This is a genomic window from Escherichia sp. MAL-1, from assembly GCF_052948035.1.
In genome coordinates, this window is sequence record NZ_CM129609.1 from 4799263 (window position 1) to 4824925 (window position 25663).

Below are 25663 nucleotides of genomic sequence, written 5' to 3' on the forward strand. Positions count from 1 at the left end.
CAGAAGTGTAACAGATTGGGCGTCGATGCCCTAGATTTCTACCCGGCTTAACTACTCCCAATGGGCTAGCGCGACTGCTGATTATATTCATCATCGCGTTGATAAGCTTCATCATTCGGCTGCTCCGGAACCGACCGAAGTCGATACTCTTCATCCTGGCTCACCGCCTGTTCAGCCAAATCCGGATTAATCTCGCGTTTAATTTCTACTCCTAAACCGCGAAACGCTTCTGCCTGCGCCAGCACATTTCCGCGCCCTGAAGAGAGTTTTTTCATTGCCTGGCGATAGTTATCCTGCGCTTTGTCGAGACTTTGACCAATCGCTGACATGTCATCGACGAACAAACGCATCTTGTCGTACAGCTTGCTGGCACGATCGGCGATTTGCTGGGCGTTGCGGCTTTGATGCTCATAACGCCACAGGTTGGCGATAGTGCGCAGCGCCACCAGCAGCGTAGTCGGGCTAACCAGCATGATATTGTTTTTCAACGCTTCGGTGATCAGCTCCGGCTGGCGGTCAAGCGCCAGTAAAAAAGCGGGTTCAACGGGAATAAACATCAGCACGTAATCCAGGGTTCGCAGCCCCGGCAGCTGTTGATAATCTTTGCGTCCCAGCAAACGGATATGGTTACGCACCGACGCGATATGTTCCTGTAGCGCGCTTTCGCGGGTGTAGTCGTCTTCGGCGTTAAAATAGCGTTCATAGGCGACCAGCGTCATTTTGGCGTCGATCACCACATCTTTTCCCTGCGGCAGGCGCACGATGACATCCGGCTGCATCCGCGAGCGGGCGTCATTTTCGATGCTGACCTGGGTTTCATATTCATACCCTTCACGCAGACCGGAAGCCTCCAGCACCCGCGTCAATACTACCTCGCCCCAGTTGCCCTGGGTTTTATTGTCGCCTTTCAGCGCGCGCGTCAGGTTGATCGCTTCCTGGGCCATTTGCGCGTTGAGTTGCTGGAGATTGCGAATTTCGTGGGTCAGGGTATGGCGTTCTTGTGCTTCTTTACCGAAGCTGTCCTGAACCTGACGGCGGAAACCGTCCAGTTGTTCACGTAGCGGCGACAACAGGCTGTTCAGACTCTGACGGTTTTGCTCATCAACCCGGCGATTGCTGTGCTCAAAAATACGGTTGGCGAGGTTTTCAAACTGCTCACTGAGGCGCTGCTCGCTGTTAATCATCTGGCGAATTTTATCGTCAGCATGTTGCTGTGCGGCTTCCATCCGCGTGGTTACTTCACGCAGATCGGCCTCCAGAGAGGTGTTAATACTTTGCAGGCTGCGCACTTCGTTATTGAGTAACTCGCACTCTGCACGCCAGTGCTCGCTTTGGGTAATTTGTTGTTTTGCCGCGCTTAACTCCGCGACCATCTCTTCACGTTCAGCTAATTGCTCGGCTTTTTGCTGCGCATGTTGATAACTGGCAAACAGCCAGCCAATTGCCACACCCACCAACGCAATAACTGCGTAAACCATGATTGAGAAATCCACAACGCCTCCTGACGCAACAACTTACCCGCACAAAATAGAATTGTGCTGTACAAACGTCCAGTTGGAAAGGCATTTCCTGCGAGGCGCTACGCAAAAATACAAAAGGCCGAACGCGTCGGCCTTCAGACAGGAGAAGAGAATTACAGCAGACGACGCGCCGCTTCCACCACGATTTTCACCGCTTGGCTTTCAGTTTGTTTCATCGTCTCAGCATTCGGGATCTCTTGCTGGGTGCGGTTAACGATAACACCCGCTACCATACCGGCACGCAGGCCCTGACTTGCACACATGGTCAGCAGGGTTGCAGATTCCATTTCATAGTTCATTACGCCCATCGCCTGCCACTCTTCCATAGAACCTTTAAAGTGACGAACTACGCGACCAGAGTAAGTATCGTAACGTTCCTGACCTGGGTAGAAGGTATCAGAAGAAGCTGTCACGCCAACGTGAGTTGTCGCGCCAATGGATTTCGCAGCTTCAACCAGCGCAGTCGTACATTCGAAATCAGCGACAGCCGGGAATTCCAGCGGTGCGAAGTGCAGGCTCGCGCCATCCAGACGGACAGACGCCGTGGTAACCAGGACATCACCCACATTAATATGCGGCTGAATAGCGCCCGTTGTACCGATACGCAGGAAGGTGCGAATGCCCAGCTGTGCCAGCTCTTCAACAGCAATAGAGGTAGACGGGCCGCCGATACCGGTAGAGCAGACGATAACAGGTTTACCATCCAGCTCTGCACGCCAGGTGGTGAATTCGCGGTGAGATGCCAGCTTAACCGGCTTATCCATCAGCGCGGCGATCTTTTCCACACGATCCGGGTCGCCAGGGACGATGGCAAGCGTAGCCCCTTGTAAATCGTTTTTAGTGAGGCCGAGATGAAAAACATCAGACTTGGACATATACAACTCCTCTGTGAATCGGTTTAGTCAGAAGAAGCAAAAAGACACTTTACCGAAGGGTTTAACATTTTTTCGTGATACTCATCACCATGACGCAAATGCGTTGCATAAATTTACCCACCAAAAGTGATTCAAATCACATAAATCACTCTTCATTCTGCAGGACTGCATAAAAGATGAGCCGATTCAGGCAATGTGATTTGTTGCATGCTGACTATAGTTAACATTGCGCAACATTTTTATAAGGGTACGGAGAATACCATGGCAACAACACAACAATCTGGATTTGCACCTGCTGCATCGCCTCTCGCTTCGACCATCGTTCAGACCCCGGACGACGCGATTGTGGCGGGCTTCACCTCTATCCCTTCACAAGGGGATAACATGCCTGCTTACCATGCCAGACCAAAGCAAAGCGATGGCCCACTGCCAGTGGTCATTGTAGTGCAGGAAATTTTTGGCGTGCATGAACATATCCGCGACATTTGTCGCCGTCTGGCGCTGGAGGGGTATCTGGCTATCGCACCTGAACTTTACTTCCGCGAAGGCGATCCGAATGATTTTGCCGATATCCCCACGTTGCTTAGCGGTCTGGTAGCAAAAGTGCCTGACTCGCAGGTGCTGGCCGATCTCGATCATGTCGCCAGTTGGGCTTCCCGCAACGGCGGCGATGTTCATCGTTTAATGATCACCGGATTCTGCTGGGGTGGACGTATCACCTGGCTGTATGCCGCGCATAATCCACAGCTAAAAGCCGCAGTGGCGTGGTACGGCAAACTGACGGGCGACAAGTCGCTGAATTCACCGAAACAACCTGTTGATATCGCAACCGATCTTAACGCGCCGGTTCTCGGCTTATATGGCGGTCTGGATAACAGTATTCCGCAGGAGAGCGTTGAAACCATGCGCCAGGCGCTGCGGGCTGCTAATGCGAAAGCAGAGATTATCGTGTACCCGGATGCCGGGCATGCATTCAATGCTGATTATCGCCCGAGCTATCATGCCGAATCTGCGAAAGATGGCTGGCAGCGTATGCTGGAATGGTTTAAGCAGTATGGTGGGAAGAAGTCGCTGTAATGAGAAAAGACCGGGTGGTATTACCACCCGGTTTGGATTTTACCCCCGACGCAAATTCTGCGCCGCCTGCACCATGTTCGCCAGTGCCGCGCGGGTTTCTGGCCAGCCGCGCGTTTTCAGGCCACAGTCCGGGTTAACCCACAGGCGCTCTGCCGGAATGCGTTTTGCCGCTTTCTTCAGCAAGGCTTCAATCCATTCCACGCTCGGTACGTTTGGCGAGTGAATGTCATAGACGCCTGGACCGATTTCATTCGGATAATCAAACTCTTCGAACGACTCCAGCAACTCCATGTCAGAACGCGAGGTTTCGATGGTGATGACGTCTGCGTCCAGTGCCGCAATCGAATCCATGATGTCGTTGAACTCGCAATAACACATGTGAGTGTGGATTTGTGTGTCATCTTTCGCCACGGCGGCGTTGATACGGAAGGCCTCCACGCCCCACTGGAGATATGCATCCCAGTCGCTACGACGCAGCGGTAAACCTTCGCGCAGCGCCGGTTCGTCAATCTGGATGATGCCAATTCCAGCGGCTTCCAGATCGGCCACTTCATCACGCAGCGCCAGCGCAATCTGTTTGGCGATGGTTTCACGGCTGACATCTTCACGCGGGAACGACCAGCAGAGAATGGTCACCGGGCCAGTCAGCATCCCTTTTACCGGTTTATCAGTCAGCGATTGCGCATACTTCGCCCACTCCACGGTGATCGGTGCCGGGCGGCTAACGTCACCAATAACAATCGGTGGCTTCACGCAGCGTGAACCGTAGCTCTGTACCCAACCGTTTTGCGTAAAGACAAACCCGTCGAGGTGCTCGCCAAAGTATTCCACCATGTCATTACGCTCAGCCTCGCCATGTACCAGCACATCCAGTCCCAAACGTTCCTGCTCAACAATGGCCTGCCTGATATGTTCCGCAATGCCCGTGCGGTAGTTATTGGCGTCGAGATTACCCTTTTTGAAATCCAGACGCAGGGTACGAATTTCCGTGGTTTGCGGGAAAGAACCAATCGTGGTGGTCGGCCACGCTGGCAGTTTAAAACGCGCACGCTGGGCTTCGGCACGCACTTCATAGACATTCGCACGCTGGCTGTCCTGGGCGGTGATCGCCGCCAGACGCTTTTCTACCGCCGGATTATGTACACGAGTAGAGTTACGACGCGCCTGAATTGGGGCGCTCCACTCTGCCAGAGCTGCCGTGTCACCACTGTTCAGCGCATCGCGCAGCAGTGCCAGTTCATGGCATTTTTGTAGGGCGAAGGCAAACCAGCTTTTCACTTCTGCATCAAGACGCGTTTCCACGCTCAGGTCGATGGGGCTGTGCAGCAACGAGCAGGAAGATGCCACCCACAAATCACGTTTGCCGACAATGTCCTTAATTTGCGCATATTTCTCAGTAAGATCGGCGCGCCAGACGTTACGACCATTGATCAGACCCGCAGACAGCAGCCAGTCAGAAGGCAGGCGCTTGTGCAGTTCAACAACGTCATCTTTACCATGTACAAGGTCCACATGCAGCCCCTGAACAGGCAGCGCAGTAATCGTGTCGAGATTTGGCGTTACGCCTTCAAAATAGGTGGTCAGCAGCAGTTTCACCTGTCCCTGGAGCGCGTCGTAAGCGGGTTTGTATGCGTCCAGCCACGCCTGTGGTAGTTCCAGTACCAGCGCGGGTTCATCAATCTGTACCCACTCGATGCCGCGTTTCGCCAGTTCTGCCAGCACTTGCTGATAAACCGGCAGAATGTCGTTCAGCAGGCTAAGGCGGTCAAACTGTTCACCTTTCACTTTCCCCAGCCACAGGTAAGTAACCGGCCCCAGCAGCACAGGCTTAACGTTGTGGCCCAGCGCCAGCGCCTCGTCCACTTCCTCCAGCAGCTGCGTCCAGGTCAGTTTGAACTGTTGGCCTTTAACGAACTCCGGCACCATGTAGTGATAGTTGGTGTTAAACCATTTGGTCATTTCCGCTGCCGCCGCAGGTTCGCCAGTCGGCGCACGTCCACGACCAATACGGAACAGGGTGTCGATATCTACCGAACCGTCTTTGTTCTGATGACGTGGCGGAACATTACCCAGCAGCAAACTGGTGGTCAGTACATGATCGTACCAGGCAAAATCGCCCACCGGCAGCAGGTCGATACCCGCTTGCTTTTGTTGATCCCAGTGACGAGCACGCAGTTCACGCCCTACTGTCAGCAGTTCTTCACGCGTGGAGTTCCCCGCCCAATAACTTTCTTGCGCTTTTTTCAGCTCGCGACGCAGGCCAACGCGAGGGAAACCGAGGGTGTGATTAAGAATTGTCATTATATGCCCCTTATGGAATTTTTAGTATTTAGCCGTCCAGATGTTTACACATCCATAATTGGCGGTTACTGTATATTCCTCAAGCGCAAATTATTCATGCCGAAGTGAAGGACTTTCATGATCGAAGTAAAACACCTGAAAACGCTACAAGCGTTGCGGAACTGCGGCTCGCTCGCAGCCGCTGCGGCGACGTTGCATCAGACGCAATCCGCCCTGTCTCACCAGTTTAGCGATCTGGAACAACGCCTTGGCTTCCGGCTATTTGTGCGTAAGAGCCAGCCGCTACGCTTTACACCGCAGGGAGAAATCCTGTTGCAACTGGCAAACCAGGTACTGCCGCAAATTAGCCAGGCCCTGCAAGCCTGCAATGAACCGCAGCAGACGCGTCTGCGCATTGCCATTGAGTGCCATAGCTGTATTCAGTGGCTGACACCCGCGTTAGAAAATTTCCATAAGAACTGGCCGCAGGTAGAGATGGATTTTAAATCGGGCGTGACGTTTGACCCGCAGCCCGCCTTGCAACAGGGAGAGCTGGATCTGGTAATGACGTCCGATATTCTGCCGCGCAGTGGCCTGCATTATTCGCCGATGTTCGACTATGAAGTGCGTCTGGTGTTAGCACCTGACCATCCACTGGCGGCGAAAACGCGAATTACACCGGAAGATCTCGCCAGCGAGACGCTATTAATTTATCCGGTGCAGCGTAGTCGACTGGATGTCTGGCGGCATTTTCTTCAGCCGGCAGGCGTCAGCCCGTCACTGAAAAGCGTCGATAACACCTTATTGTTGATTCAGATGGTTGCCGCGCGGATGGGTATTGCCGCGCTACCGCATTGGGTAGTAGAGAGTTTTGAGCGCCAGGGTCTGGTGGTGACCAAAACCCTGGGCGAAGGCTTGTGGAGCCGACTGTACGCCGCCGTGCGCGATGGCGAGCAGCGTCAGCCAGTTACGGAAGCGTTTATTCGCTCAGCGCGCAATCACGCCTGCGATCATCTGCCGTTTGTGAAGAGCGCGGAGCGACCCACTTACGATGCACCCACAGTGAGGCCAGGATCACCAGCGCGCCTGTAATAAACGTTGGCCAGTGCGGCTGTTGGTGCCAGATAGCCAGGTTTACCAGCAGCCCTGCCGGAACGTGCATATTATTCATAATGCCCAGCGTTCCGGCGTCCACCTGCGTCGCGCCGTAGTTCCACATAAAGTAGCCAATCCCGGAAGCCACCACGCCAAGAAACACCAGAATGCCCCATTGCAGCGTGGTTTGCGGCATTTTCTGCGCATTTCCCAGCAAGAACCATGCAATCACTGCCACCAGAAACGCGCCAAGATAGAACCACGCAAAGGCGTTATGCTGTGGCATCGGGCGAGTTTCCATCAGGCGTTTGTAACCCACCATGCCAATGGCAAAAGTGATATTGGAGAGTTGCACCAGCAGCAAGCCAGTCCAGAAATGGTCGGTGACCTGATCATAGCGAATAATCCCGGCACCAATCACCGCCAGCAAGGCGCTAAAGGCATAGCCCCAGCGCAGACGGCGCTTACTCATGATGTCATAAATCAGCGTGATGTAGAGCGGCGTCAGCACGGTGAACAGCAGCAGCTCGGAAACCGTCAGGTAGAGATAAGCGCGGAAACTCAGCATATACATCACGCCAAGCTGCATCGCGCCCACCAGCATATACAGGCCGACCGTTTTCAGGCTATTGCCACGGGTACGCAGAAACGGCAGAAAAACGAGTGCCGCCAGGCCAACACGCACCAGCGCCGCAAAATAGCTATCGACGTGCCCCGCAAGGTACTCGCCATAAAAGCTAAAGGAGAAGGCCCACAGAATCGTGGTGATGATAAGTAGCGCCACAATGGAAAACTCTTTGATTAACGAGGATCCATTGTAGCGAAGTATCTGGTTGACAACTGACCAAATAAAGAACGATTACGATAAATAGAGTTTACGCAGATAATGCGGCACCGCGTCTTCGGCGTTAGTACCAATCACTTCCAGCTCCGGATGCAGATCTTTCAGCCGTTGATGCGCGCTGCCCATAATGCAGCCTTTCCCCGCCATCGACAGCATTTCGGCATCGTTCATCCCGTCACCAAACGCAATACAATCCTTCAGGCTGTAGCCCAGTTTCTTCGCCACCGCTTCCAGCGCATGGCCTTTTGAAACGCCGCCCGCCATCACTTCCAGACAGGTTAAGGTAGAGAAACTGACGTTGACGCGATCGCCCCAACGAGCGTTAATCGCCTGCTCCAGCGGCAGCAGTTGTTCATGGGAATCGCAGGTGAAGAACACTTTGCTGACGCCTTCCGGCTCCAGTAATCCAGGCTCATACAGCGCATATTTGAACACCGCTTCTTTAAAAAAGCGCATCTCTTCCGGGCGATGGCGATTCATAAACCATTCGTCGTCGCGATAAACGTTAGTAATGATGTCCGGATTGTCGTTGACTACGCCAAACAGATCGCTGGCAATGTCGCGATCCAGGTTATGAGCAAAAATCAGATTGCCATCCAGATCGTGAACGCGCGCGCCATTGGAGGTAATCATGTAAGACTTAATCTCCAGATTATCGCGAATTTGCCCCACATCAACGTGGTGACGACCGGTCGCAAACACAAAGTTGATGCCGCGCGCGGTGAGCAGCTTCAGAGTTTCTTTGGCGTAAGGGGATAACGTATGGTCGGGAGAAAGTAACGTGCCATCTAAATCAGACGCAACAACCTGGTACATAAGAAATTTAAACCTCTGTAGAGCGGTTTCCGCTGGGTGAGTTATGCCTGTTGAAAAAATCAACGATGGCGTGGAGCGCGACTGAGCGCATTGCGTCCTTTTCAAAAAGGATCTCATGGTACGCACCTTTAATTACCAACGGCCGTCCTCCTTCGACAGGATGGCCCGCGGCGGTGCGGAGTTCACAAAAACGGTCGTGCATGCGGTTATCCACCACGCGTTCCTCTTCAGCCTGCAAGAGAAGCGTTGGCGTGGCGTCATCACCCGCACCGGCTAACACCTGTTCGCCAGCCAGAATACTTTCGCGTACCCAATGGTAGGTCGGCCCACCGACGCGAATCGTTGGGTCATCAGCATAGAAGCGTAAGTTACGTCGATAGCGCTGTCTGCTGTGGGTCAGTACGTTGATAGCAAACGGCAACGCGCGCCAGCGCCCGGTGCCTATTGCATAGCCATCACGGAAACGTGGATGCGCTTCGGCCCAGTTGAGGATCTGCCGTGCCATAAATGACGGCATACGAATCACGATCCCAAACATTGGCGCAGTTAGCGCAATGGCGTCACATACACCTGGATGGCGTTGCAGAAATAATGTGGAGATCGCTCCGCCCATCGAATGTGCCAGTATATAGCGTTTACGCCACGGACCGGGCTGGACCTCCTGTTGCCAGAATGCCGCCAGATCATCAACATAATCATTAAAGCGATTAACATGCCCGAGATGCGGATCGGCTAACAGGCGACCGGAACGTCCCTGCCCGCGATGGTCGATGATTAAGACATCAAACCCCAAATGGAACAGGTCGTAGGCCAGTTCCGCATATTTTACGTAGCTCTCAATACGCCCCGGACAGATGACTACCACCCTGTCATGGTGCTGTGCGCGAAAACGGACAAAGCGCACCGGAATGTCATCCACACCAGTAAACTCTGCTTCATCACGCTGACGCCAGAAATCAGTCAGCGGTCCCATGGTAAAAGCAGCAAACGCGTTTTCTCTTGTTTCCCAGTCTTTTTGCTGCTGAAACATCGGGTAATCTGCCTCTTAAACCACGTAAAATCGTTTTTTTAAGCGTGCCTGACACAACGCTGCGACAGTAGCGTATTGTGGCACAAAAATAGACACACCGGGAGTTCATCATGACCTTAGAATGGTGGTTTGCCTACCTGCTGACATCGATCATTTTAAGCCTGTCGCCAGGCTCTGGTGCAATCAACACTATGACCACCTCGCTCAACCACGGTTATCGCGGCGCGGTGGCGTCTATTGCTGGGCTTCAGACCGGACTGGCGGTTCATATTGTGCTGGTTGGCGTGGGGTTGGGGACGCTATTTTCCCGCTCAGTGATTGCGTTTGAAGTGTTGAAGTGGGCAGGCGCGGCTTACTTGATTTGGCTGGGAATCCAGCAGTGGCGCGCCGCTGGTGCAATTGACCTTAAATCGCTGGCCTCTACTCAATCGCGTCGACATTTGTTCCAGCGCGCAGTTTTTGTGAATCTCACCAATCCCAAAAGTATTGTGTTTCTGGCGGCGCTATTTCCGCAATTCATCATGCCACAGCAGCCACAACTGATGCAGTATATCGTGCTCGGCGTCACCACTATTGTAGTCGATATTATTGTGATGATCGGTTACGCCACCCTTGCTCAACGGATTGCTCTATGGATTAAAGGACCAAAGCAGATGAAGGCGCTGAATAAGATTTTCGGCTCGTTGTTTATGCTGGTGGGAGCGCTGTTAGCATCGGCGAGGCATGCGTGAAAAATAATGTCGGATGCGGCGTAAACGCCTTATCCGACTTACTCTGATGACGCGTCTGGCATCAACGCGAAATAATCAAATGAATGCCAAATCCGGCAAATAACGCCCCGGCAAAACCATCAATCCACTTCGCCAGACGTTGATAACCACGGCGCATTTGCGGCAGGGCAAACAGGCTGGCAACGACGGTAAACCACGCCAGTGTTTCGACAATAATCAACGCGAAAATGCCCCAGCGCTCGGTAGTGCCAACGTTATCGCCGACAAACAATGAGAATACCGAACCAAAATAGATAATCGCTTTCGGATTGGCGAGATTGGTCAGTAAGCCTTTCAGGAAACTGCGCCCGCTTTTCGCCAGCTCAACCTGTGGTGCAGGCGCAGATACAGCCTCTTTTTTCAGTGCACCGCGTAGCATCTGGTAACCCATCCAGCAGAGATACAGGCCACCGCCAACCATAATCAGCGTATGCAGCCAGGCCATTTTTTCGATAATCAAATGCAGGCCAAGCAACGCAATCCCTGCCCAAACCATTACACCGCAGGTAATGCCCAGCACGCCCATCATCGCTTCTTTACGGGAACGACTGACAGCGGTCTGAGAGACAAAAAAGAAATCGGGACCGGGGCTCATAAGCGCCACAATATGCACCATGGCGACGGTGAGAAATAACATCAACATACATTTGACTCGCGGGGGAAACGTTTACGGAGTCTTCATCCTGGCACTTTTTTATGCCGCTGACTACTCTTCGTCGTCGCCGTCAACATGCGCGCGGATAAGCGCCATAAACGGTTTACCAAAGCGTTCCAGCTTGCGCATCCCAACGCCGTTAACGCTGAGCATTTCGCTGGCGGTGATCGGCATCTGTTCAGCCATCTCAATCAAGGTTGCGTCGTTAAACACCACGTACGGCGGGACATTGCTTTCATCGGCAATCGATTTACGCAGTTTGCGTAATTTGGCGAACAGTTTGCGATCATAGTTGCCGCCGAACGATTTCTGCATCGCTTTCGGTTTGAGCGCCACGATACGCGGCACGGCAAGTTGCAAAGAGGATTCGCCGCGCAGCACCGGGCGCGCGGCCTCTGTCAGTTGTAGGGCAGAATGCTGGGCAATATTTTGCGTCACCAGGCCGAGGTGAATCAGCTGGCGGATCACGCTCACCCAATGTTCATGGCTTTTATCACGGCCCATGCCATAGACTTTCAGTTTGTCATGACCATAGTCGCGGATACGCTGGTTATTAGCACCACGAATCACTTCCACCACATAACCCATCCCAAACCGCTGATTCACACGACCAATGGTGGAAAGGGCAATCTGAGCATCGGTTGAACCGTCGTACTGTTTCGGCGGATCGAGGCAGATATCGCAGTTCCCGCACGGCTCCTGACGCCCTTCGCCAAAATAGTTCAGCAATACCAGACGACGGCAAGTTTGCGCTTCGGCAAACGCGCCCATCGCATTGAGTTTGTGGCGCTCGATATCCTGCAACTGCCCCTGCGGCTTCTCTTCCAGACAACGGCGCAGCCACGCCATATCAGCCGGATCGTAAAACAGCATCGCTTCCGCAGGCAGGCCATCACGCCCGGCGCGACCGGTTTCCTGATAATAGGATTCGATATTGCGCGGAATATCAAAGTGGACCACGAAGCGAACGTTTGGTTTATTGATGCCCATGCCGAACGCCACCGTCGCCACCACAATTTGCAGGTCATCGCGCTGGAATTTCTCCTGCACGTCGGCGCGGACATTATTTTCCAGCCCGGCATGATAGGCCGCCGCGCTAATACCCTTGCTTTGCAGGCGCGCAGCGGTGTCTTCTACTTTCGCCCGGCTGTTGCAGTAGATAATGCCGGGCTTACCGCGCTGTTCCTGCACGTAGCGCATCAACTGATCGAGCGGTTTGAATTTCTCCATCAGCATGTAGCGAATATTCGGACGGTCAAAACTGCTGATTTGAATCAGCGGATCGTTCAGCCCCAGCAGGCGCACGATATCCTGGCGCGTGGTGTCGTCGGCTGTGGCGGTCAGCGCCATAAACGGCAGCGTCGGGAACCGCTGGCGCAACTGACCGAGCGCGGCATATTCCGGGCGGAAATCGTGGCCCCATTGGGAGATACAGTGCGCTTCATCAACGGCTAATAACACCGGATTCCAGTGCGCCAGATGCTCAAGAAAGTTATCCAGCATCAGGCGTTCCGGCGCGATATAAAGCAGGCGGATTTGCCCGGTGCGACAGCCTGTCATCACTTCAAGTTGCTGCTCGCGGGTTTGCGTCGAGTTAAGGCACGCCGCCGCCACGCCGTTGGCTTGCAGTTGATCCACCTGATCTTTCATCAACGAAATCAGCGGTGAAACAACCACGGTAAGGCCGTTTAGCAATAAGGCAGGAATTTGATAGCAAAGGGATTTTCCGCCACCGGTGGGCATGACGACCAGGCAATCGCGACCGGAAAGCACAGTGTCGATAATTTCTTCCTGGCCGGGGCGAAACTGTTGGTAGCCAAAGGTTTCTTGTAAAACCTGTTTAGCTCCGGACTCCAGATTCAACACTTCCGCCTGCGCCACATTCACCCCGATTGCCTGAAATAAAAACAGGCGCTATTTTCAGCGCCTGCGCGAGAAACTGCAATGCTTTTAGTCTCTGAGAGGGTAATCCTGGATGCTGGATTCCAGATTTGCCAACCACTCAACCGTTCATCAAAACAAATCGTTTAGCATAACCCCCACACCGACACGGGTCTGGTTGAAGTTATAGTCGATGAGCGATTCGCCATAGCCGCTGTAAACCTGAGTATAAAGGCGCACATGTTTGGTGATCGGGTAACTTAAGCCTAACTCCGCGCCGCCGTAGCCGGTGTTCCAGTTGTACTGTCCTTTCGCACTGAGCACCGCATCACCGAGGTGATAGCCGATTTTAAGCTGGTAGTAACCCATATATTTGGTGATATCCGGGTTATCGTCAGTATTACCCACCACATACCACGGCTTCACTTCTACCAGCCAGTTACCGTTTTCTGCCATCAGGCGAGTATAAAGGCGGTTCCAGCTGCGGGTGGTCGGGTCTGAACGCCCGTTAGAGTCGTGGTTATACCCCATCTCCACATCGCGCAGCGTCCAACCTGCAAAACGGTAATCGGTGGCAAAACCGAGGAACAATTGCGGTTCGTAGTTGGTTTCACGAAACGGTGAAGACTCTTCGCTATTGGACAGTTGCCACCAGGATTTTTGCGTATAAGACGCACCCAACACCGAGTTCGGGCCTAAAATCCCACGCCACAGTGGAAATGCCAGGCTCAACTGAAACTTTACTTCATCCTTACGCGCATTTTCCGCCCAGTCGTAACTGGCAATCGCTTCTTTGTTCAGATCGCTGGTTTGGGTGTAGATGAGGTAGTTGGTGTCATAAGGATAGAGCGTGAACGGATTGTCATGCTCCTGCAGCATATTGGCGATAATACTGCCACGCACCGCTGGCGCGTCATGCACCTCTTTCACCGTTGCCTCTTGTGCATATACTGCCATAGGCAACATAAACACCGGCAACAACCAGCCCTGCAGAGTCCGCATCGGTCGTGTTCTCCGTAACGAATTATTGATAAGGTGAATGTTTTTCTGCGGGCTATTTTACATACTTAACTCCATTGCCGTTAGTTATCCCTTCCTAAAGTAGAAACCAACAACAAAGAAGCATAAAATCAACATTTCATTAACCAATGAAGTGTAAGGATGATATGTCTGCCGTACTGACCGCTGAACAAGCCCTGAAATTAGTGGGTGAGATGTTTGTTTATCACATGCCATTTAACCGCGCATTGGGGATGGAACTGGAGCGTTACGAAAAAGAGTTCGCACAGCTGGCCTTTAAAAATCAGCCGATGATGGTGGGTAACTGGGCGCAAAGCATTTTGCACGGCGGGGTCATTGCGTCGGCGCTGGATGTCGCCGCAGGTCTGGTGTGCGTGGGAAGTACCTTAACCCGCCACGAAACCATCAGTGAAGATGAACTACGCCAGCGGCTATCACGGATGGGGACCATTGATCTTCGCGTTGATTATCTGCGCCCAGGCAGGGGCGAGCGTTTTACTGCAACCAGTAGCCTGTTGCGTGCAGGCAATAAAGTCGCCGTCGCCCGCGTTGAATTACACAATGAAGAACAGCTTTATATTGCCAGTGCCACCGCCACCTATATGGTAGGTTGAAGACATAAAAGCAGGTAAACTGCTGTTACCAATTAAAAATGAGTATTCCCGATGGATGCAAAACAAACGCGGCAGGGCGTATTACTCGCTCTTGCCGCTTATTTTATTTGGGGTATAGCGCCAGCGTACTTCAAGTTGATTTACTACGTGCCCGCCGATGAAATCCTGACGCATCGCGTGATCTGGTCGTTTTTCTTTATGGTGGTGCTGATGAGCATTTGCCGCCAGTGGTCCTATTTAAAAACGCTGATTCAGACGCCACAGAAAATTTTTATGCTGGCAGTCTCTGCCGTGCTGATTGGTGGCAACTGGCTACTGTTTATCTGGGCGGTGAACAATCACCATATGCTGGAAGCGAGCCTTGGTTACTTTATTAACCCGCTGGTGAACATTGTGCTGGGGATGATTTTCCTCGGCGAGCGATTCCGCCGGATGCAATGGCTGGCGGTGATTCTGGCGATATGTGGCGTGTTAGTCCAGCTGTGGACTTTTGGTTCTCTACCTATTATCGCGCTGGGACTGGCATTTAGTTTTGCCTTCTACGGTCTGGTACGCAAGAAGATTGCCGTTGAAGCGCAAACCGGCATGTTAATTGAAACCATGTGGCTGCTGCCCGTGGCGGCAATTTACCTGTTTGCTATTGCCGACAGCTCAACCAGCCATATGGGGCAAAACCCGATGTCGCTGAATTTACTACTGATCGCCGCCGGTATTGTCACTACCGTACCGCTGTTGTGTTTTACCGCCGCTGCCACGCGCTTGCGTCTCTCAACGTTAGGCTTTTTCCAGTACATTGGCCCGACGCTGATGTTCCTGCTGGCTGTGACGTTTTATGGTGAAAAACCGGGTGCCGATAAGATGGTGACTTTCGCCTTTATTTGGGTGGCGCTGGCAATTTTTGTGATGGATGCGATTTATACGCAGCGTAGAACGTCCAAATAAAAAATAAATATATTCTGAAAAAATATGCCGACTCTTGCATGAGAGTGGGCATATTGCCATGCTGACCGGAGACTCATACAAGGATGTAAAATTTATGTTACGTATATTTATCCCAACATCTAACGGTAAGATTTCCAGACGTCGTTATATATTTTCATTTATTTTAATAAATTTCATTTTTGCCTTTCTTATTATCTCTTTTAACGATGGAGAAGCAGGCTTTCTTGTTATAGTCTCTACCATCGTACTCCATTATCTCGTCATCAACATGAATTGCCAGCGACTCCGTGATAGTGGTTTCATCTATATAAAAACTTATGTTTTTGGTACATTAGCAGTATATATCATCTCTATCATCACAATGATAGCCGAAGATTTTGCCTGTTCAGGCAATGGTTCGATGATTTTTTTGATTTGTTATTTTTCCACTTTCAGTATGCTAATGCTTGCACCTACTGATTCATCAAAACAATAGTTATGGAGTATTTATGAGTAAGGAATATATGAACGATGGTTCATTAAGTGAAAAATGGAAATACCGATTTAATTTTTATGATCAACATGGTTTTCCTGGATTCTGGGGGGCAACACCAGAATATAAAGCAGCATTTAAAGCATTAAAAGTAAGACAACGCTTAACTATTCAAATGAATTTCATTGCTTTCTTCTGTTCCTGGATATATTTATTTGTCCTGGGGTTATGGAAAAAAGCAATTATAGTTCTATTACTTGGTATTCTATCTCTATTTGTTGGTGCACTAATTGGCGTTAACATTCTGGGCATTGCCGTAGCAGCCTATGTTGCTATTAACACGAACAAATGGTTTTATGAGAAAGAGGTAAAAGGGTTAAATACCTGGAGCCTTTGAATAACAGGTGGCTTAGCCAAGCTAAGCCACCGCCTTCTTTTTACAGCCAGTTCTTGCGCTTAAAGTACAGATACGGTGCCAGGCCCGCGAGGATCATAAAGATAATCGCGCCAGGGTAGCCGAAGCCCCACTTCAGTTCTGGCATAAACTCAAAGTTCATGCCATAGCTGGAGGCAATCCGCGTAGGAAAAAGTTTCCTAATCGGTAAATTCAACATTTTGTTATTAACAATGGGCAAAACCAATCAATAACGAGATTCCCTTCAGAATGTAATAAAAATGTGAAGTGTACTTCTTTTTTAAAATTTTTTTACCCTAGCATTTGTTCTCGAATTGATATTGAGCTTAAATATAACTAAGGAAAATGTAAATGAATAACACATTACTTCCATCAATTAATATTCCCTGTACACTTTTCGAAACTATTAGTTTATTTGATGATTATTCTGCTGATGATATGCAATATGGTGATATGGTAGAACAAGATTTTCTCTCACTCGGCCTAAGCGATATCTCAGCAAAAGTTGATCCTTACAGACTTATTAAATACCATTTCCCTGGCCCAGGTTCTATTAATGTTGCTTTTAGTGCCTCAAGTTCCGGAACAAAAATATCACAACGTGAATGCACTGATATTTTATTTGCAGAAATGAAATAACTAGCAAAAATGTTTTCCTTTTTTGGACAATATAAAACACTTATCGAAGATCTGATTGAACATTTTAGATATGGAAATGGCAGCAATTTACATAGCCAACAATTAAATTTATCTTTTCATGAAAAAACAAATAAATATAGTTATAATAGTCCAATACGAATAATCAAAGAATGTATCGAAAATGGAATTATTTCAACTCCCTCGACAGGATACCAACCTCTTATCCTGCAAAGCATTAAAACCAAATTACTTTCATCAAGACTAAATAAATTTAATGACTTCGAGGACAGTTTTAATGGCTTAGGAATCAGTGTTCATGATATTTCAGCTCAAAAAATATCTCTTTTAAGCTTTCAAAAATACGCTATAGGATGGAGTGCGACAATTCATTTTGTAGCACAGGACCACTTCGGTCTTGATGTAACTGATATCAAAAACAAGACTTACAGCAAATATAGATTTTTCGCATATGGTTCTTTTTACAACGGCATAAAGACTTTGCTTTCAAACCTTTTTTCACCAATTTTAACACTATCGAAAGAATCGAAAATTATCTATGAAAAGCAAACTCCAGAAAATTATATTATGTTTATTTATTCTATGCTGCATCTATAATTTATGGACATTGCGTCCTGTACAGGTTTTGTATACATACTCTGATGCTGGCAATTCAGTCTTTCTGGTCGTTGATCATCTGCCATGGACTGACAGCGATAAAATAAATTGGTACCTGAAGCATCAGAATGAAATTAAAAATCAACATCCCCTACCAGAAGGTAATTTGCATACCTGGTATGTCATTGATATCGGTAATGGCTTCACTGACTATAAAAAATATATCGAAGGGCCGTATGAAGATCTTTACTGTTTCCCGACGATTAAGAGCAATGATAATTGCATCGTGAAAAATTACTTAATGGTTATTAATGAATATCCTTATCGTAACACTCATATTGGTATTAACGATTTTACTGAGTATCAATTAACACAAGAAAATAAAATAGAGAGAGTTTTCAATCCGCATGACTTTAAAAAAGACAATTTTTAGAAATAAGCCGGATAAAAAAATAGCTTTATCCGGCACTCATATTACAACCAGTTCTTCCGCTTAAAGTACAGATACGGTGCCAGGCCCGCGAGGATCATAAAGATAATCGCGGCAGGGTAGCCGAAGCTCCACTTCAGTTCTGGCATAAACTCAAAGTTCATGCCATAGCTGGAAGCAACGAGCGTCGGCGGCAGGAATACCACGGATACCACCGAGAAGATTTTGATGATGCGGTTCTGCTCGATGTTGATAAAACCCATTGCCGCCTGCATCAGGAAGTTCACCTTCTGGAACAGGGATTCGTTATGCGGCAGCAGGGATTCGATATCTCGCAGGATTTCACGCGCCTGCTCCAGTTGCCCACCCGGTAAACGCGCTTTACGCACCAGGAAGTTGAGCGCGCGCTGGGTATCCATCAGACACAGGCGAACTTTCCAGCCGATATCTTCCAGTTCCGCCAGAGTGGAGAGCGCCTCGTCGTACTCATCGCCCTGATGCCCTTCCATAATCACCCGGCTCAACTGCTCCAGGTCGCTATAGATATTTTCAATTTCATCTGCCAACTGTTCGATTTTGGTTTCGAACAGATCCAGCAGCAACTCGTAGGCGTTACCGTCTACCATCGACTGGCTACGGGCACGCATACGATACAGACGAAAAGCGGGCAGTTCACGCTCACGCAGAGTAAACAGACGACCATCACGGATGGTAAATGCCACAGTGGAGTTACCGGCGTGATCTTCCGCATCTTCAAAGAAGAAGAAGGAGTGAATATGCAGGCCGTCGTCGTCTTCAAAGAAACGTGCCGATGCTTCGATGTCTTCCAGTTCCGGGCGGGTTGCCAGGCTCTGGCCAAGTTCAGATTGTACGCGCAGTCGCTCGTCGTCGTCCGGTTCGACAAGATCAATCCATACTGCATTTACAAGGGGTTGTGACTCTTCGACTTCCAGCCGGGTCAGTCGGTTATTTTCCAGTTGAAATGCGCTCAGCATGACCGGGACTCCCAATGCTTAAAATATCGGACAGTTCGGTGGGCACACAGAAACAAATTGGGTTTCAGACCATTAAACAGCCTGACTCAGCGCGACGGGAAAAATTGAGGTCGCTGACAACCGCTAAGGCTATCAGCAAAAAGGGATAGCCTTAGGAGTTGATCCTGGATGACAGGATAGTGAGCCAGTATCTACTGGGTGTGTCCAAGGCGAATGTCCTCTTAGAGTGATCGTGCGCGCATGTTACGCCAGCAAAATTTTGCCGTCAACACGCAACAGAACACCACAGAACAATAGTTGAACTTCGCGCTTTTTGGTACTCGTCAAGGTCGCTAACAGGATAAAAAAATCCCACATCCAGGACCTATAATGGCGCATCAGCTACTCATTGGTAAAGGAATGATCACCTTGAATCTCAAACGGATTTTTCTCGCCCTCACCTTACTTCCCTTGTTTGCTGTTGCCGCTGATGATTGCGCACTCTCAGATCCGACGCTGACCGTACAGGCGTATACCGTTAATCCTCAAACAGAGCGGGTGAAAATGTACTGGCAAAAAGCCAATGGCGAAGCGTGGGGAACGTTACATGCTCTGCTGGCGGATATTAATAGTCAGGGTCAGGTGCAGATGGCGATGAACGGCGGCATCTATGATGAAAGCTATGCGCCGCTCGGTTTGTACATCGAAAACGGTCAGCAGAAGGTGGCGTTAAATCTCGCTTCAGGTGAAGGGAATTTCTTTATCCGTCCTGGCGGCGTGTTTTATGTCGCGGGAGATAAAGTCGGCATCGTTCGTCTAGATGCTTTTAAAGCCAGTAAAGATATTCAGTTTGCGGTGCAGTCAGGGCCAATGTTGATGGAAAACGGTGTAATTAATCCGCGTATTCATCCCAACGTCGCCTCACGTAAAATTCGTAACGGTGTTGGGATTAATAAACATGGGAATGCCGTGTTTTTGTTGAGCCAGCAGGCGACAAATTTTTATGATTTTGCCTGTTATGCCAAAGCGAAACTGAACGTTGAGCAGCTGCTTTATCTTGATGGTACGATTTCACATATGTATATGAAAGGCGGGGCAATCCCGTGGCAACGCTATCCTTTTGTCACCATGATTTCCGTCGAGCGGAAAGGTTAAAACGATAGTTTTGTGTCAGATACTGAAGATGGCGCAGATGCCGGATGCGGCGTAAACGCCCTATCCGGCATACATGACGTTGCAATTTATTGAATATGAATGATTTTTTAGGCCAAATAAGGTGCGCAGCACCGCATCCGGCAACGTTACACCGACTCCAGCCGGGCGTATGCCGCCACCAGCCATTTAATACCCTGGCCCTGAAATGCCACCTGCAAACGGCTATGCTCACCGCTGCCTTCCATATTGACAATGGTGCCTTCACCAAACTTAGCGTGGCGTACGCGCTGGCCGAGCTTGTAGCCGCTGTCGTTCTCGACCATCGGCGTACCCATCCGCTGATGGCTGACCGGGCGGCTTACCGTGGCGCGCAGGCGCACCTCTTCCACACACTCTTCCGGCAGCTCGCCGATAAAGCGCGACGGGCGATGGTAAACCTCTTTACCATACAGACGGCGGGTTTCCGCGTAGGTCAGCGTCAGTTTCTGCATCGCGCGGGTTACGCCAACGTAGGCCAGACGGCGTTCTTCTTCCAGACGCCCGCCTTCATCCAGCGACATCTGGCTTGGGAACATGCCCTCTTCCATACCAACGATAAACACCTGCGGGAACTCCAGGCCTTTCGCCGAGTGTAGCGTCATCAACTGCACCGCATCCTGCCAGGTATCCGCCTGCCCTTCACCTGCTTCCAGTGCCGCATGGGAGAGGAACGCCTGCAGCGGCATTAAATCTTCGTCTTCTTCGTTGTAGCTGAACTGGCGCGTTGCCGTCACCAGTTCCTCTAAGTTTTCGATACGCGTCTGACCTTTTTCGCCCTTCTCCTGCTCATACATGGTACGCAGGCCGGAGTCTTTAATTACCCGGTCAGTCTGTACATGCAGCGGCATATCGGCAGTTTCCTGCGCTAAGGCGTCGATTAATTCCATAAATCGCTGCAAGGCGCTGGCAGCTCGCCCGGCGAGGGCTTTTTCCTGCAACAGCTCACGACATGCCTGCCAGAGTGTTAACTGGCGATCGCGCGATGTCTGACGTACCACGTCCAGCGTCCGGTCACCAATACCCCGCGTTGGCGTATTCACCACACGCTCAAAGGCCGCGTCGTCGTTGCGGTTGGCAATCAGGCGCAGATACGAGAGCGCATCTTTGATTTCCTGGCGTTCGAAGAAGCGCATCCCGCCGTAAATACGGTACGGCATACTGGCCTGCAATAACGCCTCTTCGAGCACCCGCGACTGGGCGTTGCTGCGGTAGAGAATGGCGCACTCGGCAAGCGCTCCGCCGTTGTCCTGCCAGGTTTTGATGCGGTTAACCACAAAACGCGCTTCATCGAGTTCGTTAAAAGCGCAATAGAGGGAAATAGGCTCACCGTCCGCGCCATCGGTCCACAGTTTTTTACCCAGACGCCCGTTATTGTTTTCAATCAGGGCGTTAGCGGCGCTCAGAATATTGCTGGTAGAGCGGTAGTTTTGCTCCAGACGAATAGTTTCGGCACCGGGGAAATCATTAAGGAAACGCTGAATATTCTCCACCTGCGCCCCGCGCCAGCCGTAGATTGACTGGTCGTCATCACCGACGATCATCACTTTGCCGGTGTCGCCCGCCAGCAGGCGGATCCACGCGTACTGAATGTTGTTGGTATCCTGGAATTCGTCCACCAGGATATTGGTAAAACGTTCGCGGTAGTGTTGCAGGATATGCGGCTTGTTAAGCCACAACTCGTGAGCGCGCAGCAGCAGCTCGGCGAAGTCCACCAGACCCGCACGATCGCACGCTTCCTGATACGCCTGATACACCTTCTGCCAGGTCTGCTCCACCGGATTACCGTAGCTTTGAATATGATGCGGACGCAGGCCTTCATCTTTCTGGCTGTTGATGTACCACATTGCCTGGCGCGGCGGCCACTGCTTCTCGTCGAGGTTCATCGCCTTGATCAAACGCTTAAGCAGGCGTAGCTGGTCTTCACTGTCGAGGATCTGGAAATCCTGCGGCAGATTGGCGTCCATATGGTGCGCACGCAGCAGGCGGTGCGCCAGCCCGTGGAAGGTGCCGACCCACATACCGCCCTGGCTGGTGCCCATCAGTTGCCCGATACGATGACGCATCTCCGCCGCCGCTTTGTTGGTAAACGTCACCGCCATAATCGAGTATGGCGAGCAGTTTTCCACGCTCATCAGCCAGGCGATACGATGCACCAGTACGCGCGTCTTACCACTGCCCGCGCCCGCCAGCACCAGAAGGTTGCTGCGTGGCGCGGCCACCGCTTCGCGCTGTTTGTCATTAAGGCTGTCGAGCAGGTAAGAAACGTCCATTGGCACCGCCGCGTAAAAATAGGTTGGGCGGAGAAGCGCAACGCCCTCCGCCAAAAAGCTGGGTATATATACAGATTTGCTGATTATATCAGCGAGGTCAGAGATGCCAACCGGGAAATTTCCAGATGTGGCAGTAAACGGCTGTCCCAGGTTTGCATCAGATCGCCATTTTCCGGTCTGATCCAACAAGCCTGCATTCCGCTGCGAATTGCCCCACCCACGTCAGTGGTGAGATCGTCCCCAACATGTAAGATCTCGCCGATCGGCACGTTGAGTTTTTCCGCCGCCAGAAAGTACATATCGCTGAACGGTTTTGAGCGCCCGTGCGGGCCAGCGCGCAGCACAAACTCAAAATAATCCCCCAAACCAAACAGCTCCGGCTGGGCGTTACCGTTGGTGATCGCCACCAGCGGCCATTTCTTCGCCAGCTGTTTTAAGGTGTCGTGGGTTTGCTGCGGGACGTCGATCCGGCTGCGCCATTTGGCAAAGTTGATCATTGCTGCGTGTGCGCCGGCACTGGCTTCTTCGGCACTCAGCCCGGCGTCGAGCATCGCTTGTTCAATCGAACGAAAACGCCAGCGCGTCACGTCGTGATAAATCTCGGGTTCCGCTTCCCGTACCGCCTGGCGCAGGCGTTGCAGATCTTCATTCTGGAAGCTGCGCAGCGCCGGATGATAATTTTGCACAAAGGTAAGCGCCTCTCGCTCGGTGCGCAAAATCACCGGACGGTTATCGTAAAGGGTATCATCCAGGTCAAAGGTGAGCGCCGAGATGCGCCCCAAAGGCCGGTAAAAACGCATTATTTCCCCCGTTTGGCGCGTGGATGCGCCGCATCGTACACCGAGGCAAGGTGTTGAAAATCAAGATGAGTATAGATTTGCGTGGTGGAGAGGTTGGCATGACCCAGCAGCTCCTGCACACCACGAAGATCGCCGCTCGACTCCAGCATATGCGTAGCGAACGAGTGACGTAATTTATGCGGGTGAACGTGATTATTCAGCCCTTGTTTTATGCCCCATTCGGCAAAGCGTTTCTGCACATTACGCGCGGAGATACGCTTGCCCAGTTTCGACAGAAAAAGCGCGTCGTCTTCGCTACCAAACAGGTCGCGCAAATCAAGCCAGTGCTCAATCCACGCCACAGCGTTGCGACCAATCGGCAGGCGGCGCTCTTTGCTGCCTTTCCCCATCACCCACACTTCGCCGGACTCCAGGTCGAGGTGTTTGATATCCAGCCCCACCAGTTCGGAAAGACGCAGGCCCGCGCCGTACATCACTTCCAGCATTGCCCGGTCGCGCACGGCGAGGGGATCGTTGATATCAATATCCAGCAGCCGATTCATATCGTCGACGTCGATATTTTTCGGCAGATGACGCGGCGCTTTCGGTGCCGAAACACCTTTCGCCGGGTTAGCTTTGAGTTCGTTCTGGCTGACCAGCCAGTCAAAAAAGCTACGTAGCGCAGAAAGCCGTAACGCCAGACTTGCTGCTCCCAGCCCTTTACGGCGACTGCGTACAGCAAAATTGCGTACCATCGCTGCATCGCATTGTTGCCAGCTTTGCAGGCCGTTTTCGCTGGCAAAATTGATGATCGCCTCAAGCTGACGCTGGTAGTTAAGCAGGGTTATCGGGCTAAGCTGGCGCTCCACGCTCAGATAACGTAGGTAGCGTTCTACATCGGTGTGTAAATCGGTCATACGCGTTCAATCCAACGCTCCAGAAGCTCCGGCAACATCAGCGCAATTTCATGAAGTAACTGCGTTCCCTGCCCTTGTTGATAGTGACTGACATCGCGACTGGTAAACAGCACGACACCCAAATCAGCATCGCTTCCCAGCATCGACATAGCCACCGATCCCACCGCTTTCGCTTCCGGTAGCACCACCAGCAGCTCTGGTCCGTTAAGCGGCCCAAGATAGTGCTGTTCCTGCCCCAAACGCTGAATACGCAGCGGTTCGAAAGACTGACGGCTTAATGCCAGATGAGTGTGGTTCGACGGCGCACCTAAGCGCCAGCGATCCGGAAACAGGCGCAGACTCGCACCTGCCAGGCCGAGATCGCGCGCCCAGCGGTGAAAGCGCATCAGCATATCGTCGAGACTGCTGGCGGCGGTGAGACTGCGCTGCAGGTAGAGTAGGCGATAAAACAGGCCTTCGTTGGCGATAGCCTGTTCCATCAACAGCGCCATGTTCTCTTCCAGAACATGAATATGATTACGTGCGCGGGCCATGTGCCACTCGACCAACGAAACGGTGCCGCGTACCGGATGCGGCACACGTATCGCTTCTACTGCGCGCGCATTACGGATAAAAAACTCAGGATTTTTAATCAGATAATCGACAACCGCCCGGTCATCAAGCTCCGTGAGTGTTTCCTGCAGTTCTTCCCCTGGTTGCTTCATAGATGAATAAATCCGTCGTAGACATGTACCGCCGGGCCAGTCATATATAACGGGTGACCCGGACCTTTCCAGGCGATATCAAGACGACCGCCGGGGAGTTCCACGCGTACTTCTTCGGCCAGCAAACCTTGCTGAATCCCTACTGCAACCGCCGCACACGCGCCGCTGCCGCAGGCCTGGGTTTCTCCTGCCCCACGCTCATAAACGCGTAAACGAATATGCTCGCGCTTAACCACTTGCATAAAACCGATATTGGCGCGCTCCGGAAAACGCTCGTGGCTTTCCAGAACAGGACCAAGCGTTTCTACCGCCGCGGTATCGACATCATCGACCTGAATCACGCAATGTGGATTTCCCATCGACACTACGCCGCATAAGATTGTCTGCTCGGCGGCGCGCATAATATAGGTCTTTTCCGCTTTGTTAGCGCGAAATGGCACCGCGGAAGGTTCGAAGTTGGGTTCGCCCATATTTACGCGGACCAGATCATCATCGGTGACGGTAAGAACCATCCGCCCGTTGGCGGTGCTGACGCGGATATCACGCTTATTGGTCAGTCCTTTCAGACGCACAAAACGGGCAAAGCAGCGCGCACCGTTGCCGCACTGCGCCACTTCACTGCCATCAGCATTGAAAATGCGATAGTGAAAATCCAGTTCAGGATCATACGGCGGCTCAACCACCAGCAGTTGGTCAAACCCTACCCCCAGGTGCCGATCAGCCAGGCGACGAATCAGCTCCGGTGAAAAAAAGACATTCTGCGTTACCGCGTCGACGACCATAAAATCGTTGCCAAGGCCATGCATTTTCGAGAACTGCATCATTTACTCCAATC

The 25663-nt window shown here is 51.4% G+C and carries 25 protein-coding genes and 2 pseudogenes; 10 read left to right on the forward strand and 17 right to left on the reverse strand.

Translation table 11 applies throughout. From position 1 onward, the window contains the following. Nucleotides 1-65: 65 nt before the first annotated feature. Both rmuC and udp read right to left on the reverse strand, forming a co-directional pair. Complete coding sequence (gene rmuC, locus ACU8XX_RS23890; protein ID WP_000347717.1) at nucleotides 66-1493, reverse strand: DNA recombination protein RmuC; 1428 nt, start codon at nucleotides 1491-1493, stop codon at nucleotides 66-68. A 140-nt stretch (nucleotides 1494-1633) separates the two neighbouring features. Continuing rightward, nucleotides 1634-2395: a uridine phosphorylase gene (gene udp, locus ACU8XX_RS23895; RefSeq protein ID WP_000045180.1), complete on the reverse strand. Its 762-nt coding sequence runs from the start codon at nucleotides 2393-2395 to the stop codon at nucleotides 1634-1636. 261 nt (nucleotides 2396-2656) lie between these two features. On the opposite strand from udp, the gene ACU8XX_RS23900 reads away from it, so the two are divergent. Beyond that, nucleotides 2657-3472: a dienelactone hydrolase family protein gene (locus ACU8XX_RS23900; protein ID WP_012304928.1), complete on the forward strand. Its 816-nt coding sequence runs from the start codon at nucleotides 2657-2659 to the stop codon at nucleotides 3470-3472. A 39-nt stretch (nucleotides 3473-3511) separates the two neighbouring features. Here ACU8XX_RS23900 and metE read toward each other — a convergent pair whose 3' ends face one another. Continuing rightward, on the reverse strand, nucleotides 3512-5773 hold the full coding sequence (gene metE, locus ACU8XX_RS23905) for a 5-methyltetrahydropteroyltriglutamate--homocysteine S-methyltransferase (RefSeq protein WP_000153983.1): 2262 nt from the start codon (nucleotides 5771-5773) through the stop codon (nucleotides 3512-3514). 117 nt (nucleotides 5774-5890) lie between these two features. Between metE and metR the strand changes: the two genes are divergently transcribed. Next, nucleotides 5891-6844, forward strand: coding sequence for an HTH-type transcriptional regulator MetR (gene metR, locus ACU8XX_RS23910; RefSeq protein WP_000573621.1), 954 nt, complete (start codon nucleotides 5891-5893; stop codon nucleotides 6842-6844). On the opposite strand, the gene bioP is transcribed toward metR, so the two are convergent. From bioP to pldB, 3 genes are all read right to left on the reverse strand, one after another. Further along, nucleotides 6732-7631, reverse strand: coding sequence for a biotin transporter (bioP, locus tag ACU8XX_RS23915; RefSeq protein ID WP_032174410.1), 900 nt, complete (start codon nucleotides 7629-7631; stop codon nucleotides 6732-6734). The two genes, metR and bioP, sit on opposite strands and share 113 nt — an antisense overlap. 75 nt (nucleotides 7632-7706) lie before the next feature. Continuing rightward, a complete protein-coding gene (gene yigL, locus ACU8XX_RS23920; protein ID WP_000285353.1) occupies nucleotides 7707-8507 on the reverse strand; it encodes a sugar/pyridoxal phosphate phosphatase YigL in 801 nt (266 codons plus the stop codon). Between the two features lie 7 nt (nucleotides 8508-8514). Then, nucleotides 8515-9537, reverse strand: coding sequence for a lysophospholipase L2 (gene pldB, locus ACU8XX_RS23925; RefSeq protein ID WP_000487654.1), 1023 nt, complete (start codon nucleotides 9535-9537; stop codon nucleotides 8515-8517). A 110-nt stretch (nucleotides 9538-9647) separates the two neighbouring features. Here pldB and rhtB point away from each other — a divergent pair, with 110 nt between their 5' ends. Next, nucleotides 9648-10268: a homoserine/homoserine lactone efflux protein gene (rhtB, locus tag ACU8XX_RS23930; RefSeq protein WP_000171719.1), complete on the forward strand. Its 621-nt coding sequence runs from the start codon at nucleotides 9648-9650 to the stop codon at nucleotides 10266-10268. A gap of 61 nt (nucleotides 10269-10329) precedes the next feature. Here rhtB and rhtC read toward each other — a convergent pair whose 3' ends face one another. The 3 genes from rhtC to pldA form a co-directional block, all read right to left on the reverse strand. Continuing rightward, nucleotides 10330-10950 (reverse strand): threonine export protein RhtC, encoded by a 621-nt coding sequence (gene rhtC, locus ACU8XX_RS23935; RefSeq protein ID WP_000928829.1) that lies wholly within the window; start codon nucleotides 10948-10950, stop codon nucleotides 10330-10332. A 63-nt stretch (nucleotides 10951-11013) separates the two neighbouring features. Continuing rightward, entirely contained in the window at nucleotides 11014-12843 is a 1830-nt protein-coding gene (recQ, locus tag ACU8XX_RS23940; protein ID WP_001395096.1) for an ATP-dependent DNA helicase RecQ, read from the reverse strand. Between the two features lie 132 nt (nucleotides 12844-12975). Beyond that, nucleotides 12976-13845, reverse strand: coding sequence for a phospholipase A (gene pldA, locus ACU8XX_RS23945; RefSeq protein WP_240765321.1), 870 nt, complete (start codon nucleotides 13843-13845; stop codon nucleotides 12976-12978). Nucleotides 13846-14009: 164 nt separating this feature from the next. Here pldA and yigI point away from each other — a divergent pair, with 164 nt between their 5' ends. The 4 genes from yigI to ACU8XX_RS23965 all read left to right on the forward strand — a co-directional run bounded on the left by yigI (nucleotide 14010) and on the right by ACU8XX_RS23965 (nucleotide 16288). Then, the gene (yigI, locus tag ACU8XX_RS23950) at nucleotides 14010-14477 is read left to right on the forward strand and encodes an acyl-CoA thioesterase YigI (protein ID WP_001277142.1); all 468 of its coding nucleotides are present in this window, start codon (nucleotides 14010-14012) and stop codon (nucleotides 14475-14477) included. A 51-nt stretch (nucleotides 14478-14528) separates the two neighbouring features. Continuing rightward, nucleotides 14529-15419, forward strand: a complete 891-nt coding sequence (rarD, locus tag ACU8XX_RS23955; protein WP_000339104.1) for an EamA family transporter RarD — start codon at nucleotides 14529-14531, stop codon at nucleotides 15417-15419. 94 nt (nucleotides 15420-15513) lie between these two features. Then, the gene (gene yigG / locus ACU8XX_RS23960; RefSeq protein ID WP_032174409.1) at nucleotides 15514-15894 is read left to right on the forward strand and encodes a protein YigG; all 381 of its coding nucleotides are present in this window, start codon (nucleotides 15514-15516) and stop codon (nucleotides 15892-15894) included. Nucleotides 15895-15907: 13 nt separating this feature from the next. Continuing rightward, nucleotides 15908-16288 (forward strand): DUF2628 domain-containing protein, encoded by a 381-nt coding sequence (locus tag ACU8XX_RS23965; RefSeq protein ID WP_089640271.1) that lies wholly within the window; start codon nucleotides 15908-15910, stop codon nucleotides 16286-16288. Nucleotides 16289-16328: 40 nt separating this feature from the next. On the opposite strand, the pseudogene ACU8XX_RS23970 reads toward ACU8XX_RS23965, so the two are convergent. Further along, nucleotides 16329-16475 (reverse strand): annotated as a pseudogene (locus tag ACU8XX_RS23970) (CorA family divalent cation transporter); the annotation flags it as partial. A gap of 182 nt (nucleotides 16476-16657) precedes the next feature. On the opposite strand from ACU8XX_RS23970, the pseudogene ACU8XX_RS23975 reads away from it, so the two are divergent. Both ACU8XX_RS23975 and ACU8XX_RS23980 read left to right on the forward strand, forming a co-directional pair. Next, nucleotides 16658-17505, forward strand: a pseudogene (locus ACU8XX_RS23975) (YPO3983 family protein). Beyond that, on the forward strand, nucleotides 17502-17993 hold the full coding sequence (locus tag ACU8XX_RS23980) for a DUF943 family protein (RefSeq protein ID WP_016246436.1): 492 nt from the start codon (nucleotides 17502-17504) through the stop codon (nucleotides 17991-17993). The pseudogene ACU8XX_RS23975 and the gene ACU8XX_RS23980 overlap by 4 nt, the downstream one beginning before the upstream one ends. 41 nt (nucleotides 17994-18034) lie before the next feature. Here the strand turns inward: ACU8XX_RS23980 and corA are convergent, their stop codons facing one another. Together corA and ysgD are read right to left on the reverse strand one after the other, a co-directional pair. Continuing rightward, nucleotides 18035-18985 carry a magnesium/cobalt transporter CorA gene (corA, locus tag ACU8XX_RS23985; protein WP_000947155.1) on the reverse strand — a complete coding sequence of 317 codons (951 nt, stop codon included), beginning with the start codon at nucleotides 18983-18985 and terminating at the stop codon, nucleotides 18035-18037. Between the two features lie 151 nt (nucleotides 18986-19136). Next, complete coding sequence (gene ysgD, locus ACU8XX_RS23990; protein WP_211180520.1) at nucleotides 19137-19193, reverse strand: protein YsgD; 57 nt, start codon at nucleotides 19191-19193, stop codon at nucleotides 19137-19139. Between the two features lie 161 nt (nucleotides 19194-19354). On the opposite strand from ysgD, the gene ACU8XX_RS23995 reads away from it, so the two are divergent. Continuing rightward, the gene (locus tag ACU8XX_RS23995; protein WP_000951131.1) at nucleotides 19355-20119 is read left to right on the forward strand and encodes a phosphodiester glycosidase family protein; all 765 of its coding nucleotides are present in this window, start codon (nucleotides 19355-19357) and stop codon (nucleotides 20117-20119) included. Between the two features lie 146 nt (nucleotides 20120-20265). Here the strand turns inward: ACU8XX_RS23995 and uvrD are convergent, their stop codons facing one another. The 5 genes from uvrD to dapF all read right to left on the reverse strand — a co-directional run bounded on the left by uvrD (nucleotide 20266) and on the right by dapF (nucleotide 25649). Beyond that, the gene (uvrD, locus tag ACU8XX_RS24000; protein WP_000383406.1) at nucleotides 20266-22428 is read right to left on the reverse strand and encodes a DNA helicase II; all 2163 of its coding nucleotides are present in this window, start codon (nucleotides 22426-22428) and stop codon (nucleotides 20266-20268) included. Nucleotides 22429-22511: 83 nt separating this feature from the next. Beyond that, complete coding sequence (gene yigB, locus ACU8XX_RS24005; protein ID WP_001213584.1) at nucleotides 22512-23228, reverse strand: 5-amino-6-(5-phospho-D-ribitylamino)uracil phosphatase YigB; 717 nt, start codon at nucleotides 23226-23228, stop codon at nucleotides 22512-22514. Beyond that, nucleotides 23228-24124, reverse strand: a complete 897-nt coding sequence (xerC, locus tag ACU8XX_RS24010) for a tyrosine recombinase XerC (protein ID WP_000130686.1) — start codon at nucleotides 24122-24124, stop codon at nucleotides 23228-23230. Before xerC ends, yigB begins: the two co-directional genes overlap by 1 nt. Next, a complete protein-coding gene (locus ACU8XX_RS24015; protein ID WP_016241731.1) occupies nucleotides 24121-24828 on the reverse strand; it encodes a DUF484 domain-containing protein in 708 nt (235 codons plus the stop codon). Before ACU8XX_RS24015 ends, xerC begins: the two co-directional genes overlap by 4 nt. Next, nucleotides 24825-25649 carry a diaminopimelate epimerase gene (dapF, locus tag ACU8XX_RS24020; RefSeq protein ID WP_001160654.1) on the reverse strand — a complete coding sequence of 275 codons (825 nt, stop codon included), beginning with the start codon at nucleotides 25647-25649 and terminating at the stop codon, nucleotides 24825-24827. Before dapF ends, ACU8XX_RS24015 begins: the two co-directional genes overlap by 4 nt. Nucleotides 25650-25663 lie beyond the last annotated feature (14 nt).

What these genes read in the sequence shown, in the direction of transcription:
- udp (WP_000045180.1), bottom strand. Translation starts at nt 2,395, where the DNA reads ATGTCCAAGTCTGATGTTTTTCATCTCGGCCTCACTAAAAACGATTTA.
- ACU8XX_RS23900 (WP_012304928.1), top strand. Translation starts at nt 2,657, where the DNA reads ATGGCAACAACACAACAATCTGGATTTGCACCTGCTGCATCGCCTCTC.
- metE (WP_000153983.1), bottom strand. Translation starts at nt 5,773, where the DNA reads ATGACAATTCTTAATCACACCCTCGGTTTCCCTCGCGTTGGCCTGCGT.
- metR (WP_000573621.1), top strand. Translation starts at nt 5,891, where the DNA reads ATGATCGAAGTAAAACACCTGAAAACGCTACAAGCGTTGCGGAACTGC.
- yigL (WP_000285353.1), bottom strand. Translation starts at nt 8,507, where the DNA reads ATGTACCAGGTTGTTGCGTCTGATTTAGATGGCACGTTACTTTCTCCC.
- pldB (WP_000487654.1), bottom strand. Translation starts at nt 9,537, where the DNA reads ATGTTTCAGCAGCAAAAAGACTGGGAAACAAGAGAAAACGCGTTTGCT.
- rhtB (WP_000171719.1), top strand. Translation starts at nt 9,648, where the DNA reads ATGACCTTAGAATGGTGGTTTGCCTACCTGCTGACATCGATCATTTTA.
- rhtC (WP_000928829.1), bottom strand. Translation starts at nt 10,950, where the DNA reads ATGTTGATGTTATTTCTCACCGTCGCCATGGTGCATATTGTGGCGCTT.
- pldA (WP_240765321.1), bottom strand. Translation starts at nt 13,845, where the DNA reads ATGCGGACTCTGCAGGGCTGGTTGTTGCCGGTGTTTATGTTGCCTATG.
- yigI (WP_001277142.1), top strand. Translation starts at nt 14,010, where the DNA reads ATGTCTGCCGTACTGACCGCTGAACAAGCCCTGAAATTAGTGGGTGAG.
- rarD (WP_000339104.1), top strand. Translation starts at nt 14,529, where the DNA reads ATGGATGCAAAACAAACGCGGCAGGGCGTATTACTCGCTCTTGCCGCT.
- yigG (WP_032174409.1), top strand. Translation starts at nt 15,514, where the DNA reads ATGTTACGTATATTTATCCCAACATCTAACGGTAAGATTTCCAGACGT.
- ACU8XX_RS23965 (WP_089640271.1), top strand. Translation starts at nt 15,908, where the DNA reads ATGAGTAAGGAATATATGAACGATGGTTCATTAAGTGAAAAATGGAAA.
- ACU8XX_RS23980 (WP_016246436.1), top strand. Translation starts at nt 17,502, where the DNA reads ATGAAAAGCAAACTCCAGAAAATTATATTATGTTTATTTATTCTATGC.
- corA (WP_000947155.1), bottom strand. Translation starts at nt 18,985, where the DNA reads ATGCTGAGCGCATTTCAACTGGAAAATAACCGACTGACCCGGCTGGAA.
- ACU8XX_RS23995 (WP_000951131.1), top strand. Translation starts at nt 19,355, where the DNA reads ATGGCGCATCAGCTACTCATTGGTAAAGGAATGATCACCTTGAATCTC.
- uvrD (WP_000383406.1), bottom strand. Translation starts at nt 22,428, where the DNA reads ATGGACGTTTCTTACCTGCTCGACAGCCTTAATGACAAACAGCGCGAA.
- yigB (WP_001213584.1), bottom strand. Translation starts at nt 23,228, where the DNA reads ATGCGTTTTTACCGGCCTTTGGGGCGCATCTCGGCGCTCACCTTTGAC.
- xerC (WP_000130686.1), bottom strand. Translation starts at nt 24,124, where the DNA reads ATGACCGATTTACACACCGATGTAGAACGCTACCTACGTTATCTGAGC.
- ACU8XX_RS24015 (WP_016241731.1), bottom strand. Translation starts at nt 24,828, where the DNA reads ATGAAGCAACCAGGGGAAGAACTGCAGGAAACACTCACGGAGCTTGAT.
- dapF (WP_001160654.1), bottom strand. Translation starts at nt 25,649, where the DNA reads ATGCAGTTCTCGAAAATGCATGGCCTTGGCAACGATTTTATGGTCGTC.